The sequence below is a fragment of the Alteromonas sp. C1M14 genome (assembly GCF_018860965.1).
GTDB lineage: Bacteria > Pseudomonadota > Gammaproteobacteria > Enterobacterales > Alteromonadaceae > Alteromonas.
Map to the genome: position 1 here is coordinate 40474 of NZ_JAHKQF010000009.1, position 15463 is coordinate 55936.

Annotated in this window: 12 protein-coding genes; 7 read left to right on the forward strand and 5 right to left on the reverse strand. The window is 45.6% G+C overall.

Annotation, left to right across the window (positions count from 1 at the left end):
* Positions 1–47: 47 nt before the first annotated feature.
* Both KO501_RS07810 and KO501_RS07815 read right to left on the reverse strand, forming a co-directional pair.
* A complete protein-coding gene (locus tag KO501_RS07810; protein WP_216029097.1) occupies positions 48–608 on the reverse strand; it encodes a CBS domain-containing protein in 561 nt (186 codons plus the stop codon).
* A 59-nt stretch (positions 609–667) separates the two neighbouring features.
* Positions 668–967: a hypothetical protein gene (locus KO501_RS07815; RefSeq protein WP_216029098.1), complete on the reverse strand. Its 300-nt coding sequence runs from the start codon at positions 965–967 to the stop codon at positions 668–670.
* A gap of 250 nt (positions 968–1217) precedes the next feature.
* Between KO501_RS07815 and KO501_RS07820 the strand changes: the two genes are divergently transcribed.
* From KO501_RS07820 to arfB, 4 genes are all read left to right on the forward strand, one after another.
* Positions 1218–3599 carry a TonB-dependent receptor gene (locus KO501_RS07820; RefSeq protein ID WP_216029099.1) on the forward strand — a complete coding sequence of 794 codons (2382 nt, stop codon included), beginning with the start codon at positions 1218–1220 and terminating at the stop codon, positions 3597–3599.
* 361 nt (positions 3600–3960) lie between these two features.
* Positions 3961–5472 carry an acetyl-CoA hydrolase/transferase family protein gene (locus tag KO501_RS07825; protein ID WP_216029100.1) on the forward strand — a complete coding sequence of 504 codons (1512 nt, stop codon included), beginning with the start codon at positions 3961–3963 and terminating at the stop codon, positions 5470–5472.
* Positions 5473–5588: 116 nt separating this feature from the next.
* Positions 5589–6503 carry a DUF2608 domain-containing protein gene (locus KO501_RS07830; protein ID WP_216029101.1) on the forward strand — a complete coding sequence of 305 codons (915 nt, stop codon included), beginning with the start codon at positions 5589–5591 and terminating at the stop codon, positions 6501–6503.
* Between the two features lies 1 nt (position 6504).
* Positions 6505–6921: an alternative ribosome rescue aminoacyl-tRNA hydrolase ArfB gene (arfB, locus tag KO501_RS07835; protein ID WP_216029102.1), complete on the forward strand. Its 417-nt coding sequence runs from the start codon at positions 6505–6507 to the stop codon at positions 6919–6921.
* Here arfB and KO501_RS07840 read toward each other — a convergent pair.
* The 3 genes from KO501_RS07840 to KO501_RS07850 form a co-directional block, all read right to left on the reverse strand.
* The gene (locus KO501_RS07840; protein ID WP_216029103.1) at positions 6918–7973 is read right to left on the reverse strand and encodes a substrate-binding domain-containing protein; all 1056 of its coding nucleotides are present in this window, start codon (positions 7971–7973) and stop codon (positions 6918–6920) included. The two genes, arfB and KO501_RS07840, sit on opposite strands and share 4 nt — an antisense overlap.
* A 59-nt stretch (positions 7974–8032) precedes the next feature.
* Complete coding sequence (locus tag KO501_RS07845; RefSeq protein ID WP_216029104.1) at positions 8033–9154, reverse strand: polysaccharide lyase family 7 protein; 1122 nt, start codon at positions 9152–9154, stop codon at positions 8033–8035.
* A gap of 132 nt (positions 9155–9286) precedes the next feature.
* On the reverse strand, positions 9287–12223 hold the full coding sequence (locus KO501_RS07850) for a TonB-dependent receptor (protein WP_216029105.1): 2937 nt from the start codon (positions 12221–12223) through the stop codon (positions 9287–9289).
* Between the two features lie 633 nt (positions 12224–12856).
* Here KO501_RS07850 and KO501_RS07855 point away from each other — a divergent pair.
* The 3 genes from KO501_RS07855 to KO501_RS07865 are packed head-to-tail and all read left to right on the forward strand — an operon-like array spanning position 12857 to position 15422.
* Entirely contained in the window at positions 12857–13624 is a 768-nt protein-coding gene (locus KO501_RS07855) for a glucose 1-dehydrogenase (protein ID WP_216029106.1), read from the forward strand.
* Between the two features lie 49 nt (positions 13625–13673).
* Complete coding sequence (locus KO501_RS07860) at positions 13674–14918, forward strand: Nramp family divalent metal transporter (RefSeq protein ID WP_216029107.1); 1245 nt, start codon at positions 13674–13676, stop codon at positions 14916–14918.
* 12 nt (positions 14919–14930) lie between these two features.
* On the forward strand, positions 14931–15422 hold the full coding sequence (locus tag KO501_RS07865; protein ID WP_216029108.1) for a gluconokinase: 492 nt from the start codon (positions 14931–14933) through the stop codon (positions 15420–15422).
* Positions 15423–15463 lie beyond the last annotated feature (41 nt).

Sequence of the window (15463 nt, forward strand, 5' to 3'; positions counted from 1 at the left end):
AGAGATTTCTAAGGGCCAGACACATGTCTAGCCCTTACACAAATTACCTAAGCGGCAATCACATTAGATAACGCAGAAAACGAGGGTTGCGCTTGTATGTCCAAGGGCAAGCGTAATTCTCGTGCTATATCGCTAACACTAATAATGCCGCGGATCACATGCTCTTTGCGATCCACCACTAGACAGTGCTGCTGGCCATTATCTTTTAATGTCTCAACAATATCCCCTACCGTTGACTGCATAATACTTTCGTAATCAAAGGATTGAATAGCAGACTTTGGCCGCATAAAGTCAGCCACGGTAAGTTCCTCTCTGCTGATGCCTTGTGCCACCTTTTGCATAATAGATTGCTCGGTGATGTCGTGCAGGGAAATGATACCGGCAAACTCGTCCTTGTTATCCAACACAATTTTCATTTTAACGTGGGATTGCTTCATCAATTGCTCAAGCTCGAGGGCTTTTACATTGTAGCCAATCACCAATGGCAGGTGCTCTTTAAAATCGGTAAATACCGCACTTGCAGGAGATTGCAGGGTCAGTTTGCCAGGTACTTCAGGCCAAGCGAGTTTTTCAACATTTTCAGTTTTAAATAAAGGTAATGCGTGCATGAGATATTCCTCAACAAATTTATAGACATGGGAAGGCTTTAAGCCTTAATAAATGTTGTTTAGGAAAGTACGGGTGGGGCACGGATGGCATTGGCCTTGAGGGCTATGCACACTGGGGATTCAAAAGTATCAAAGAACATAGCCACCAGTTCACTGGTGACAATGGCTATGCTATTTGAAATAAACTTATCACCGCCATCTTTTTCGTTCTCAGGCTCCACCTTGTCTGTTTGTTCTAAGACAAAGACATCAGCAGAAATAACGGCGATTTCAGACTTTATTTCAGTTGTCGCAACCCGACCGTCTCCATTAAATGGAAACAGCGCATACAGCAGAATCGCGATTAACCAATAGCCCATAACATTCTCCAACGGGTAGAAACCATTTTTTCTACCCTATAGATAACCATACGACCGTTAGCATAAAACGGAAGCCCCCTTTAACTACAGAATTACCGCATTCATCGACATAACACTGTTAACGACCCATTAACCTTAATAAGTGCAAGGTTAATGGTACTAAAGTAGCATATTACTCTGTACCATAAGTTAATGTTATGTAAATTATGCTTACTCTACGCTTTGAGGTATATCACTAGGGAATATAAATATGAACGCCCACTTAACCCGAAAAAGCGTACTGGCTCTTGCCATAAGCTCAGTTTTACCCTCATTGCATGCAGCAGAAGTCAACTGGGATGATGAGGAGCATATTGCGATATATGGCTCTACCCCTTTATCTACCAATTTTGAGGACAACTCAAAGGTTAACGGTGTATTAACCACTGACGATCTGTCTCTTGCCAAGGGAGCGACGCTTGCCCGTTTACTAGATAGCGAGCTATTGTCGGTATCTATTAATGATGTCCAGAACAATCCGTTTCAAACCGACGTCCAATATCGGGGCTTTACGGCTTCGCCTCTGCTTGGCCTTCCTCAAGGTCTGTCGGTTTACATAAACGGAACACGGTTTAATGAACCCTTTGGCGACACAGTAAACTGGGATTTACTGCCCGCTTCTGCCTTAAATAGCGCCAGCATGATAAGTGGCGCAAACCCGCTATTTGGACAAAACACCTTGGGCGGTGCCTTATCCTTGCGCAGCAAAACAGGCTTTAACTTTCAAGACAATAAACTGACCGTCCAAGGCGGTAGCTTCGGTCAGCAAGGCGGCACCCTAGAAAGCGGCGGCAATAACGGTGAGTGGGGTTATTACGTTAATGCCAGTTTTTACGAAGAAGATGGATGGCGAGACTTTTCACCTTCCGAGGTAAAACAATTATTTGGTACTGTTACTCGAAAAACGAAAGGCAGTGAAACACAGCTCACCCTGGCTCTGGCTGATAATGATCTTATTGGCAACGGTGCCATTCCGGTGGATCTGATTCCCCATGAGGGCCGAGATGCTATTTACACCCGGCCCGACCAAACGTTGACCAACCTCACTTTTGTCAGCCTCAACCAGCACTACGAACTATCAGATTCCATTGACCTAGCCATCAACCTGTATTATCGAGAAAACGATATCGATACTTATAACGGTGATGACAGCGATTATGAAGACTGCGATGTAGGCTTTGGTGAAACCCTTTGTGAAGAAGGGGAGGACGATGACGACGATGATGACGATGACGACGATGACGACGGGGATGATGACGACGGAGACGATGGCACGCCTGTAGCGTTTACCGGCTATCTGCCTGAAACACCGTTATCCGATATTATTGATACCGATCCAGACGAACTTGACGGTACAGCAAATACCAGCTCTACAGAAAACCAAGGTTACGGCTTAAGCTTTGAGCTTAGCGGCACCACAGACGGTGACATGACACATCATTGGGTCTTTGGTGGCGGCGTCGACAAAGCAAAGATAGATTTTCGCAGCCAGACAGAATTTGCCATTCTGGATAACGACACAGCCGAAGACACCCGGGGCGTTACCGGTGTTGGCGTCTATGATGCAGACTCAGAAGTCTTCCTAAAAACGGATGTAACCCACTATCATCTTTTATTTAGCGATACTTTGATACTTTCTCCCCAATGGCAACTTTGGTTTGCAGCACGTTACAATCGCTCAGAAATAGAAATGCGAGATCAAATCGACAGTGGTGAGGGCTCTTTGAATGGAGATCATACCTTCAATCGTTTAAATCCATCGGTAGGTCTTCAGTATTTCCAAGATAATAGCATGATAACCTTAAGCTACAGCCAGTCTTCCCGCACACCAAGCCCTGCAGAACTGTCCTGTGCCGATGAAGATGATCCGTGCAAATTACCCAACGGATTTGTTGCCGATCCGCCCCTCGACCAGGTTGTCACCGATACCCTGGAACTGCGATATCAGTGGCAGAAGGAGGACAGTGAATTTATTGCCGCGATTTACCACAGTGACTCTGATGACGACATTATTTTCCAACAAGCCGGCGATCGTGCCTCTGTGGGTTATTTTGTCAATATCGATAAAACACGGCGCCAGGGCGCAGAAGTTTCTGCGCGGCAACACTTCGACACCCTCTCAGTGGGGGCTTCGGCCAGTTACTTAAAAGCCACTTTTGAATCTAACTTCACGTCTTTTAGTCCACAGAATCCTCTGGGCCCAAATAGAGAGGTAGAAGCAGGCGATACGATCCCAGGACAACCGGCATTTCAGGCCGGCTTGGATTTAGATTGGCAAGCCTTGGACGCACTGGTGATAAGTGCAACCATCGATTATACCGGCGGTCAGTATTTCCGCGGTGATGAAGCCAATGAAAACCGGAAATTAGGGGGTTATACCTTGCTTGATATTGCGGCAACATGGCAAGTATCGCAAGCACTCGAGCTGGGTGTACGCGTAGATAATGTGCTGGATAAAGATTATGATACCTTTGGTACCTACGGCGAAGCCGATGAAGTCCTCGAAGGTATTTATGACGATATCGAATCCACAGAATTTGTGGGCGTAGGGCAACCTCGAACCTTTACCGCTTATGCCAGCTGGCAGTTTTAGCAGCCTATCTCAACGGGGTCTTGATCAGATCTCGTTGGCTTGGTTAAAATGGCAAAAAACATAACTACCATGAATTGCCAGAATAACATAAATACATAGTACTTATAAATCAGTCAGATAGATCAACCATTTACATAATTTAAACATCAAGTACAACTATAAAAAACACTAGTTACATCAAACAAACAACTTTCATCCTTCTACAACTTAGGTCTTATACTTAAGTTGTAGCATTCAGGTAAAGTAAATACTCTTTTCTATTTGCAGCTTGTTAACAACATCCTCTGTTCGGCAGTATACCTATAATGTTAAAACATCCTGGTCGGACTGAGAGCTGCGCGAGCTATTTATTGGAGTTTTCATGTTTTCTCAAAGCAGAATTCTGTGCCCTCAACTACGTAAAAAAGTAATGTCAGCCAATCAGGCTGCCCAGTTTATTGAGCACGGCGACACCGTTGGTATGAGCGGTTTTACAGGCGCGGGCCATCCAAAATCTTTGCCTGCCGCTTTAGTGGAAAAAGCCAAGGCTCATCATTTGGAAAGTAAACCTTTTCGCATTGATTTGTGGACGGGCGCCTCTACGGCACCCGAGCTTGATGGCCTGTTGGCCGAAGTTGACGGCATAAACCGTCGTTTACCCTATCAGTCCGATCCTATTTGCCGCAAACAAATCAATGAAGGGCATATGCATTATGTGGATATTCATTTATCTGAAGTATCCCAATATGCTTGGTCCGGCTTTTTGGGCAAGTTAAACACCGCCGTTATTGAAGTGGCCGGTATTCACGAAGATGGGCGAATTATTCCGTCGTCCTCCATCGGTAACAATAAAACTTGGGTAGAACAAGCTGACAAAGTCATACTGGAAGTAAACGACAAGCAAAGTATTAAGTTAGAAGGTATGCATGACATTTATTATGGCACTGCGTTACCGCCGCATCGCAAACCTATTTTGCTATCTAACCCGTCAGATCGTATTGGTGAACAATACCTTCAGATACCCGTAGAAAAGATCGTTGCTGTTATCGAAACCTCTTCGCCAGACCGCAACAGCCCATTTTCACCGGCTGACGATTGTTCCAATCAAATTGCCGCCCATATTTTAGATTTCTTTGACCATGAAATTAAGCAAGGTCGATTACCCGCTTCACTGCTGCCCATTCAATCTGGTGTAGGTAATATCCCGAATGCCGTATTAGATGGCCTAGATAAAGGTGCATATAAAAACCTCACCGCTTACACCGAAGTGATTCAAGACGGCATGCTTAACATGCTTAAAAGTGGCACCTTGTCCGCCGCTTCAGCCACAGCTTTCTCGCTGAGCCCTGACGCCATGGATGAGCTAAATGAGAATATCGATTTCTATCGAGAAAAAATCATTTTGCGCCAGCAGGATATTAGTAATCACCCTGAAATCGTGCGCCGTCTGGGCATTATTGCTATGAATGGCTTACTGGAAGCGGATATTTATGGCAACGTCAATTCAACCCACGTTATGGGCACCCGTATGATGAATGGTATCGGTGGATCAGGCGATTTCGCCCGTAACGGATACCTGTCTATCTTTATGACCCCTTCTGTGGCCAAAAACGGCGCCATTTCAGCCATTGTGCCTATGGTTTCCCATGTGGATCATACCGAACACGATGTGAAGGTTATTGTGACCGAGCAGGGTTTAGCCGATCTACGGGGCCTTTCTCCTCGACAGCGTGCCACCACGGTTATCGAGAAGTGCGCTCACCCTATGTATAAAGAAAAGCTACTCGATTACTATGAACGGGCCTGCCACAACGGCCGAGGAATGCATACGCCCCATATCCTCAGTGAATCACTAAGCTGGCACGAACGGTTTGAAGAAACCGGACACATGTAAGCAAAGCATCGGTGCGTCGCCTTTCGCTACGCACCGACTTCCCTAAATGAATTCCTGCTTCAACTTTACACACAACCTGATAAAGTATTAGGCTCTGTTTTTATCATGGCTACTGTATGAACTATCGCCCCTTACTCTTTTTGTTTACTCTGCTAAGTTTCACTTCGTTGACGGCCTGTACGTCTGTCTCTGAGAGACAAGAGCTACTCCCTCCAACGACTAACGTTACTGTTGAGGATGTGCGCTCCTTCGCTGCAGTTAATGAGCAGATAACAGCGCTAAACAATTTATACGGTGCCGAAAATGTACTGGTGGTGTCTGATATCGACAATACCTTGCTTACCAGCACTTCAGATTTAGGCGGTGATATCTGGTATCAGTGGCAACGGGGGAAGCTGCCCTTAAAACCAAGCCCAGAGCAAACGGTAAACTGCCTATTTGAAGATGCCATCGGCCTGTTGTATGAACTGAACCCCATGGTATTAACCGAGCCAGATTTACATCACATGGTGGCGCAATGGCAACAACAAGGAAACGCTGTCATCGCCCTAACTTCCCGCTCTCCGAAGTACCGCACTGCCACTGAACGGGAGCTGTATCGCAATGGTTTCGACTTGGCCACCACCGCCATTAAAGAGACAGATTTACCCTCTGATTCGCTAACGGTATACCGACAAACCTTAGCAAGGGAAATGAGTTACAGCCGGGGCATTATGATGACCACTGGTATGAACAAAGGCACCATGCTGCATTGGCTATTAGCCCAAACAGGGCAAACATACCAAGCCATCGTATTTATTGATGATTCAAAAAAGAATATTGATGATATGAATACCAGTTGGCAAGGAGACACCGTTCCTATGCATATTTTCTACTACACACGGGTAGAACATGAACGCATCAGCGCCAATGGAAGCGTCTTAACCGCTCAACAGGCGGATAAAATGGCCCGTGATTACCAAACCCTGACCACCACACTACAACAGGTATTCCCTGCCCGCCCTGCTCAGCAATGTCTCAGCGTTCAATAGTATGACAATTGCCATTACCGGTTCATTGGCTATCGATGACGCCGAAGTAGACATGACAGCCATTCGAGCCCAAGGCTCGGGTGGTCAGAATGTGAATAAAGTGAGCAGTGCTATCCATTTGCGTTTTGATGTTAAGGCTTCCAGCTTACCGGATCCCATTAAACAACGCCTCTTGGCAAAAGCAGATAGCCGCTTAACGGCCGAAGGCGTTTTCATCTTAAAAGCACAAAATTTTCGTACTCAGGAACAAAACCGAGCCGATGCCCTGAATCGACTCATCACCTGGGTAAAGGGCGCCACGGTAGTACAGAAAAAACGACGACCAACGCGAATCGGAAAAGGCGTGAAAAAACGCAGAGAAGCGTCGAAAAAACAACACAGTGAACGCAAGCAGCGACGGCAGAAAATCAACTTCTAACCAACCCTCGCCACCTTATTTTGGCCATCGTCCGGTTGCAACGGGCTGGCGCAAGATTGCCGTTTTACCAACGAACAAGGTACAAGCATACGCGTGTTCACCGATTTAGGATTGTTTAGTTTATTCATTAACATTCTTGCCGCTTCACTGCCAATCTCGTATGGCTGCTGCTTTACAATGGTAATAGGCACTTTAAAAAATTCAGCCATAGGAATTTCTTCAAACCCTAGCAAAGAAACTTGTTGAGGGATGGCAATGTGTGCATTTTCCAACGCTTTTAACACATCAATGGTAATGGCAATTTGTTGGGTAAAAAACGCTGTAGGCGGATTCGCCATTTTCAGCATTTCTACCGGTGAACTTTGCAATCCTAGCTTGCGATTCCAGTGAATAATCAGTTCATCATTGACCGCAATATTGTGTTTATTGTGGGCATCCACAAAGCCTTGGTATTTTTCTAGCCGCGATTTTACCGTCTCAAATTGCTGAGTGACAAAACTGATATTTCTGTGACCAAGACCAATTAAATATTCCGTGGCTTCAAAAGAGGCCCGTTTATAATCGGCCACCACGATGCCGGTATCACAGTCATCATGTTCTAACTGGAACTGCACTACCGGCACGGTATGGTTAGAAATCTCTTCAATTAGCGCCGCATTATTGCCGCAAGACGCAATAATCACTCCGTCCACATTTAACTGGCACAAGGCTGTCAGGGCGTTTTTTTCTGTTTTCGGTTCAAAGTCAGAATTATAAATAAACAAATCGTAGCCATGACTTTTACAGTAGTCATCCATGCCCCGAATAGCCTGACTGGTATAGTAACTGGAAATATCCCGCACAATAACGCCAAGGGTGCGGGTTTTATTTGTTTTTAGGCTACGAGCAATATTGTTAGGGACGTAATTTAACTCTTCTACCGCTTTTTGAAGACGTAAACGTGTATCTAATGACATAAAGTCAAAGCGACCATTTAGAAATTGAGATGCCGTACTCTTAGATACGCCGGCTTTGGTCGCCACGTCGATAAGTCTTACTTTATTTTTATTCATCTGCATGTTTCTCTTACTAACATTCGGCTCGCATTGACGCCTAGAATTAAAAGCCTGTGCTATTGCACAGGCACTGCTTCACCTACATTTAAGTAAGAAAATGACACGCTGGTATAGTTACCGTTTTGCTTATCCGTTTCCCAATCGCCCGTTCCTGGACAGGCCGGATAACGGAAAGTGGGAGCATCTTTTGTGCTGCACTGGTTATACGCACCAACCTTAAAGAAAAGCCAGTCGTTTTTATACCCATTTGGATCATCAAACGTATCCGTTTCACCGTTGCCATCCACGTTATTCGCCAGATTAATCTGATGCTTTACCGTGGGGTGATTATCAGCGGAAAATGTGAGATACATTATATCGCCATAAACATTCACGGTGTAACTAAAAGACTCACCTAGGGCAATGCCCTCATCTGCAGGATCGGTCTTATCATCCCAACCTACACCCCAAACCGGGTAATCAATATCAATACGGTTAGCATCGTCCTCAACAAGATTTCGTTCATAGTTCCAAAATACAGAGCCGGTCTTATGCTGAGGAAATTTCTTATAATAGATTTTTAACGGTTCGTTGCCCCAACCAAACCCCGAATCGTGGCTTCTAAGCTCATCGAGTTTGCCCGCATGAATTTGCCCTACCACCACAGAGTAAGCAGGCTCTTTGTCGCCATATTTCGCATTCACTGATACATGATTCACTTTAAGGGTCGCTTCCATGCGTCCACCGAGGGCGGCAAATTCATCAGCGCGGGGGTTGGATGTCAACGCAAAGTAGTTTTTAGGGCTATCCATGTCTGGCACATTGCCGTTTTCATCCACAAACACTTGCCGTAGTTCACTGCGAGTATTGGTGGAAGTCGGTGACGTAAAGGCTTTGTTTGCGGCGGCAAATACCATGTGATTGTTATCATCAAGGTAAAAGAAATCATCAACTTGGAAGGTTTGCAGATCGTTATTGTTCACCCTGTCGGCTGCGCCGTCGCCATCACTATCTAGTGGCAACAAGATATTCCAAGAGGACAGGTCAAACACCTCGCCAGGAGCCTTTTTGTGCATGCCGTTAGCCTGCTGCTCTTCTGAGTTTGCTGCTGGTGAATCGCCAGCATCATTACACCCTGCCAGCAATGTGGTGCCAAGTAACGCCATTGTAGCGGTACACGTTAATGTTAACTTTTTCATTGATTGTTCCAGATTATGTTGTCATTGATAACGCAGAAGAAAAAAGAAAAACGGCTAGCAAAAGATATTGAAGGGAGAGGTTAACTGCCATCTTATCTATAAATTTTGCTTTGCTAGCCGTGGAAATCAACCTTACCAGCGGGCTCTTACACCCACGGTAAAGCGTCGATCAGACTCGCTGTATTGCCAGATACTGCCAAGTTCAGTGACCTGAGTCACAGGCTCGCCGGTCAAGTTCACCGCATTGGCAACCACAGTGACATGCTCGTTCACATCGTAGCTAGCAGAGAAGTCAAACTGACCTCTGGCGTCACGATAGTTGTTACCTAACGTTGGGTCATAATACGCAGCGTCCGGATCCGTACGGTTGTAGATACCAGTCGCCAAGGCGCCGACTGGACGCACACGTTTTTCATCTTGGGTATCGAGATATTTATCACGCCAGTTATAGGCTAAACGAAGTTGAATACCTTCATTTTCCCAATAAATTTGACCATTGAAGGTATTGTTTGAAATATCTAATAGGGGGTTTCCATCGGGCTGCTCACTGTCGGCATAGGTGTAGTTCGCACTCACCCCTAAACCAGACCACAAACCGGGTAAGAAGTTAAACTGTTGTTGATACGCCAGCTCAAGACCTGTCACTTCACCGCTACCGCCATTCACATCAGTATCAATAACAATACCGGTAAGGCCTGCATCTCGCTGGGCTTCAACGTAGGCTAGGTCTTGGTCTCCAGACACATAGTTCACATTGGCTTGGCTAACGCCTGCCACATCAAGCAAACACACGTTAACGTATTCGGTCACGTTTTGTCCGGCCACCGTATCTGAATCGGCCATACAAGAACTGCTAGACACAGTGAACGACTTTACGTCTTTGTAGAAAAGCGCCGCCGATACCATGCCCCCTTCACCGAAGTAATGCTCCGCTGACAGGTCATACTGGGTGACTCGATAGGGGTCTAGTTGATAAGAACCTTGGGTACCGGTAACCAATGAGTTATCTACGTTTATAGCCGGACTTAATTCACCAAATTCAGGACGACGCATGACCTTGGCTGCGGCAAAGCGCAAAATGGTGTCGTTAGTTAATGTATAGGTGGCATTTAGGCTAGGCAGAAAATCTGAATACTCATTGGTGCCACTTTGATCATAGGTATTAGACGTTAAATCCGTTTCGATATAACGGGCCCCTACCACTGCGGTTAAGCGATCGAAATCTAAATGGAACTGGGTGTACAAGGCTCGTGTTTCTTCACTAATTTGTGCATAGGAACCCGTATTGCGCACCATGTTGTCGTCCAAAGAACCGGTGATCTCATGACTGCTGCCTGCTAACATTTGTTTTACCCGATCAAAGGTACCATTGATGTTGTAAGCTAATTCAGCGCCATCATAAACATAGTAATGGGTAAGAGCATTGCTACCGGAAATGCCGGTTTGCTCAAAAGAGTTACTATAATTGACTTCCTTAAACCCGCCGTAGGCTTCATTAAACTCATCCACCCAAATTGGCGTGATGACACCATCATAGGAGACACTGGTTTGCAGGTTTTTCAGCTCACTACCGTTAACACGAAGATCGTATCGGTCTAATTCGTAGTCTCGGTCAGTGGTGCGCACACCCGCTTTAATCTTAGTAAGAAAGCCTAAACTGGCGAACGGCTCGGTATATTCCACATCAAAGCGAATGGCGGTTTCTTCATTATCTTCATTGTAACGCTGATGGGTAAACTGACGGATGGCCAGATTATCCGGATTAAGTAAGGCATCAGGATCAGAAAACGCGACACCCGGCACCTTGTCACCATCTTGAGTCATGGTAAGTGTAAACAAATGCTCGGTTATCGTGCCGTCTTCTTCAAATTGAGAGCGAGAAATGGGTCGTAAGTTAAATTCTGAGTTAGTACGTAAGCTCTCAGATTTGGTATAGGCCACTTCACCGGAAATTTTCAGTTGATCGGTAATGTACCACTCACCACCTAGCGCATTTGACATAGACTCATTGGTAGTGAAATCGGCCCATGTTTTTGGCTGTACAAATACACTCCCAGAGCCAAAGTTTTGCAACTGGCCTTGGGCATCACCATAGGCATCGTCTAACACCAGATCGGAATAATCTTTACTGTCGTTCAGCACCGAATAGGCTTCCTGCCCACCATCTAGATCCGTAGAGTTAACATCTAGATAAATAAAGCCGTCAGCATTTTTTGGTGCCCACTGTAACGACAGGCCGATTGCCGTACGTTCACGTTGCTCTGTTTTTTGTTCAACGGTGTTTTGACTACGTACCAAGAAGTTGCCACCGGCGTTATTGGCTTCTTCGCTAGTACCATCGCCATCTAAGTCAAGCTCGGTGGGCGTAACCAGATTGAAAAATTGGTCTCGGCGTAAGGTGCGATCTTGATAAGACACCACCACTGATGCGCCAAACGTACCGGCATCCCCTAAATCCCAATTTCTCCCGGCAGCGCCAGTAAACATGGGCGCCCAGTTTTCCGCTTTATCAGCATATTCACCATCCAATGTAATAGCCACTAGGGGCTCTTCTAACTCCAATGGACGCACTGTGGTCATATTGATGGTGCCGCCGAGCGCGCCTTCGATCATTTCTGGTGTGGGCGATTTAACCACTTCCACGGTTTTCAAAAAGCTTGAAGGAAAATCATCTAAACTAATACCACCACGACCACTTCCCGAAGTAGAACGGCCATTAAGTTCCACACGGTTTTGTGAAATACCACGAATGGTCACCGATTCCCCAACACCAAAGTCTCGACTGATGGAAACCCCGGTGATGCGCTGGAGCGCCTCTGCAATATTATTGTCCGGTAACTTACCAATATCTTCCGCAACAATGGCATCCACAATGCGAGAATCAAAACGCTTTAATCGTGCTGATTCGGCAATACTGTTTGCAATGCCTCGCACTTCAATAACTTCTACCGGTTCTGAGGAATCAGATACTTGTGGGTTCTGCGTTTCCTGGGCAAAAGACGGCATCGATATCCCCACGGTGGTGGCAGATAAAATGGCAATAGTAAGTTTAGACAAGTTGTTATTCATGTTGCTTCTCCAAAAGCTGGTCAGCTGCCACTTCACATGCACCACATGTCCTTGCTTACTCATGTGAAGTTACTGCTTTCTAGTAAACCGGTCTACTAAATCGGTTTAGCTAGCCGGTAAAAAAATTCCTGGTCAGCCAGGAAATTAACAATAAAGTTACATTTTATCGTAATTGCGTCAACAGTTGTGTCAAAAAAAGTTCATTTTTTTAAAACATTTTTACGCTAACAAATGATAACCCCATGAAAATACTCAATTATTATTTTTTACCCTTTTTGGTATCACAACACAGGCCCCTTGTTAAAATCCATCCAAAAACTCCACCACCAATCCTGAATACCTTTAAATATTTCTCATAAAATTTACAAAAGATAGATTAACCACTGTATTAAAAGGATTTTTTACCATTAGAATGCAACCAGATCGTTAACAAAATAAAGGCTTGATGTATCATTTCATTTACTTTTACCGTTGACAACGTAACTTCCTATGTTAGCTTACTGGGCAACTAAAACGGTTTAGCCCGGTATAAAAGCCCATCGGCTGCACTTCAGTTTTGCGCTAGAAATGCCACAAAAAAAGTGCCTCAGCCAAGGTTAAACACGACTTTCTAATACGGTGGTGGATACAAATATGAACTCATTATCTGGTAAAAATGTCTTGGTAACTGGCGGTGCCAGCGGTATCGGTGGCGCTATTTCAGCAGAGCTTGCCTCCCAGGGCGCTCGGGTTATTGTGCATTACTTCCGTTCTAAGGATGCGGTGGAAGAACTAGAAAAAGAAGTGAAAGCCAATGGGGTGGGCGAAATCATTCCATTACAGGCGGATCTCACCAAAAAAGACACCGTGAACGCCTTCGCTGATGAAGTGAAAAAGCATTTTACTTGTTTAGATGTGTTGGTAAATAACACCGGTGATCTGGTGGAACGACACACCCTAGACGATATCGACAACACGTTTTGGGAAAAAGTGATGGCAGTGAATGTCACTTCCATGATGATGGTGAGCCGTGCCATGTTACCGCTTTTACAACAAGCTCAAGACGGCGCATCTGTTGTGAATTTGTCTTCTCTTGCCGGCAGAAAGGGCGGCCATGGCGGCTCTTTAGCTTACTCCACCTCAAAAGGGGCTGTACTTACTTTCACCCGTTCATTGGCATCGGAACTGGCCGCTGATGATATTCGGGTCAATGCAGTGACACCCGGTCTTATTCTTGGCACCCGTTTCCATGCTACTCACACTACCGATGAATCCGCCAACAAAACCATCAGTGAAATTCCGTTAAAGCGCGCCGGTAACCCATTGGACGTTGCACGGGCTGTCGCCTTTTTAGCGTCGGAATATAGCGGTTTTATTACTGGGGCCACCCTCGACATCAATGGCGGCGTGTATATGGCGTAAGCCATTTTCGCCCCCCCTTAGAATTCATAACAAAAACAGAGGTAACAAGATGTCATCACTTTTGAAAAAGATTATGGCGTTCGGCCCTGCGTTTTTTGCCATAGGCTACACCATAGGTACAGGCAGCGTGACATCCATGATTGTTGCGGGTAGCACCTATGGCATGGATTTGCTATGGGTATTATTTTTAAGCTGTTTGTTTTCCGGCGCACTTATCTATGCCTATGGCAATTACGCCATCGTGACTGGCGAAACAGCGTTATACAGCTTTAAAAAACACATCAAATTCGGCCGACCTATTGCCATCTTGATTATCGTGGGGGTGACATTCGGCCAGTGGAACTCATTGATGGGTATTTTAGGTATTTCCTCAAATATTATTTTCGAAATGCTTGCCCTCTATGCCCCCTCGTTAAAGCCCTATAAATACGAATTAGTGCTGGGCATCGCTGTGAGTGTCATCAGCATTATGTACGCCATTATGCTAATTGGTAAGTACTCCTTGTTTGAAAAAATCCTGGTGATGTTTGTTTCCTGTATGGGGCTTTCCTTTGTATTTTCCCTGTTTATCGTTCACCCCATGCCCGCGGAAGTGGTGGCCGGTTTTGTACCGTCAATCCCCCAGGTTGAAGGCGGAAAAATGATGGTTGCCGCTTTTGTAGGCACCACCATGGCAGCGGCTACCTTTCTTTCTCGCCCCTTGTTTATTCAAGGTAAAGGCTGGGGATTGGCCAACTTAAAACAGCAAAAGAAAGATGCCTTTGTTGCTGCGTTTTTAGTTTTTGCCATTAGCGCGTCCGTGATGGCCGTGGCCCAAGGTGCGTTATTTCACGAAGGCAAAAAAATTACCCACGTATTAGATATGGTTAATGCCTTAGAACCCATCGCCGGTAAAACTGCTTTAACCGTATTCTTTTTCGGCACCCTAGCCGCGGGCCTGTCTTCGGTATTCCCGTGTCTTTTAATTGCCCCTTTGCTCATTGCCGACTACCGTTCCGGTAAGCTCGATACCAATTCAAAACAATTTAGAATCATTACCGGTATTGCCTGTATTGTGGCGCTGATTATTCCCGTGTTCGGGTTTAATCCCATAAAAGGGCAAATTCTTTCCCAAGTATTTAATGTTTTTGTTCTACCGTTAGTGGTGGCAGGGATATTAATCATGATAAACAAGCGGGAATTAATGAAAGGCTATACTCCAGGGAAGTTACTAAACACCGTACTTGGCCTGGCCTTATTGTTTGCCATTATCATTTCGGTTAATGGTGTCATCGCCATTGCGGAACAAATCTAAGGGGTGGCATTGATGATCATTATTGTGGCCGGCGTATCCGGTACCGGAAAATCCACCATTGGCAAAGCCATTAGCGAGCATCTGCACTTACCGTTTTTCGACGCGGATGATTTTCATCCCCAATCCAATATCAACAAAATGCAGTCTGGATTGGCCCTCACCGATGAAGACCGCTGGCCATGGCTTGAAAAGCTTGCCGCCCTGCTGACCCAATATCAGCACCTTAAAGGTGCAGTACTTGCCTGCTCGGCTTTAAAAGAGTGTTACCGAGGCGTGTTAACCCACCACGGAACCCTCCCCGTTCAATGGATAATGCTGACTGGGAGTGCTGAGTTACTCCAACAACGGCTGTCTGCCAGAGAAAACCACTTTTTTGATGGCCGCTTACTCGCCACACAATTAGCCACATTAGAGCTACCCGACTACGGGCTCACCGTGGATGTATCCGACCCAGTTGAAACGGTTGTTGATAAAGCAATCGACTATATTCAAAAGGTTATCTGACACCGTCACTTTTGAAATGGATTTTTCCCAAGTACGGTACC

Coding starts and splice junctions, on each gene's coding strand:
- KO501_RS07855 (WP_216029106.1), top strand. CDS start 12,857: ATGAACTCATTATCTGGTAAAAATGTCTTGGTAACTGGCGGTGCCAGC.
- KO501_RS07860 (WP_216029107.1), top strand. CDS start 13,674: ATGTCATCACTTTTGAAAAAGATTATGGCGTTCGGCCCTGCGTTTTTT.
- KO501_RS07865 (WP_216029108.1), top strand. CDS start 14,931: ATGATCATTATTGTGGCCGGCGTATCCGGTACCGGAAAATCCACCATT.
- KO501_RS07845 (WP_216029104.1), bottom strand. CDS start 9,154: ATGAAAAAGTTAACATTAACGTGTACCGCTACAATGGCGTTACTTGGC.
- KO501_RS07815 (WP_216029098.1), bottom strand. CDS start 967: ATGGGCTATTGGTTAATCGCGATTCTGCTGTATGCGCTGTTTCCATTT.
- KO501_RS07840 (WP_216029103.1), bottom strand. CDS start 7,973: ATGAATAAAAATAAAGTAAGACTTATCGACGTGGCGACCAAAGCCGGC.
- KO501_RS07825 (WP_216029100.1), top strand. CDS start 3,961: ATGTTTTCTCAAAGCAGAATTCTGTGCCCTCAACTACGTAAAAAAGTA.
- arfB (WP_216029102.1), top strand. CDS start 6,505: ATGACAATTGCCATTACCGGTTCATTGGCTATCGATGACGCCGAAGTA.
- KO501_RS07810 (WP_216029097.1), bottom strand. CDS start 608: ATGCACGCATTACCTTTATTTAAAACTGAAAATGTTGAAAAACTCGCT.
- KO501_RS07850 (WP_216029105.1), bottom strand. CDS start 12,223: ATGAATAACAACTTGTCTAAACTTACTATTGCCATTTTATCTGCCACC.
- KO501_RS07820 (WP_216029099.1), top strand. CDS start 1,218: ATGAACGCCCACTTAACCCGAAAAAGCGTACTGGCTCTTGCCATAAGC.
- KO501_RS07830 (WP_216029101.1), top strand. CDS start 5,589: ATGAACTATCGCCCCTTACTCTTTTTGTTTACTCTGCTAAGTTTCACT.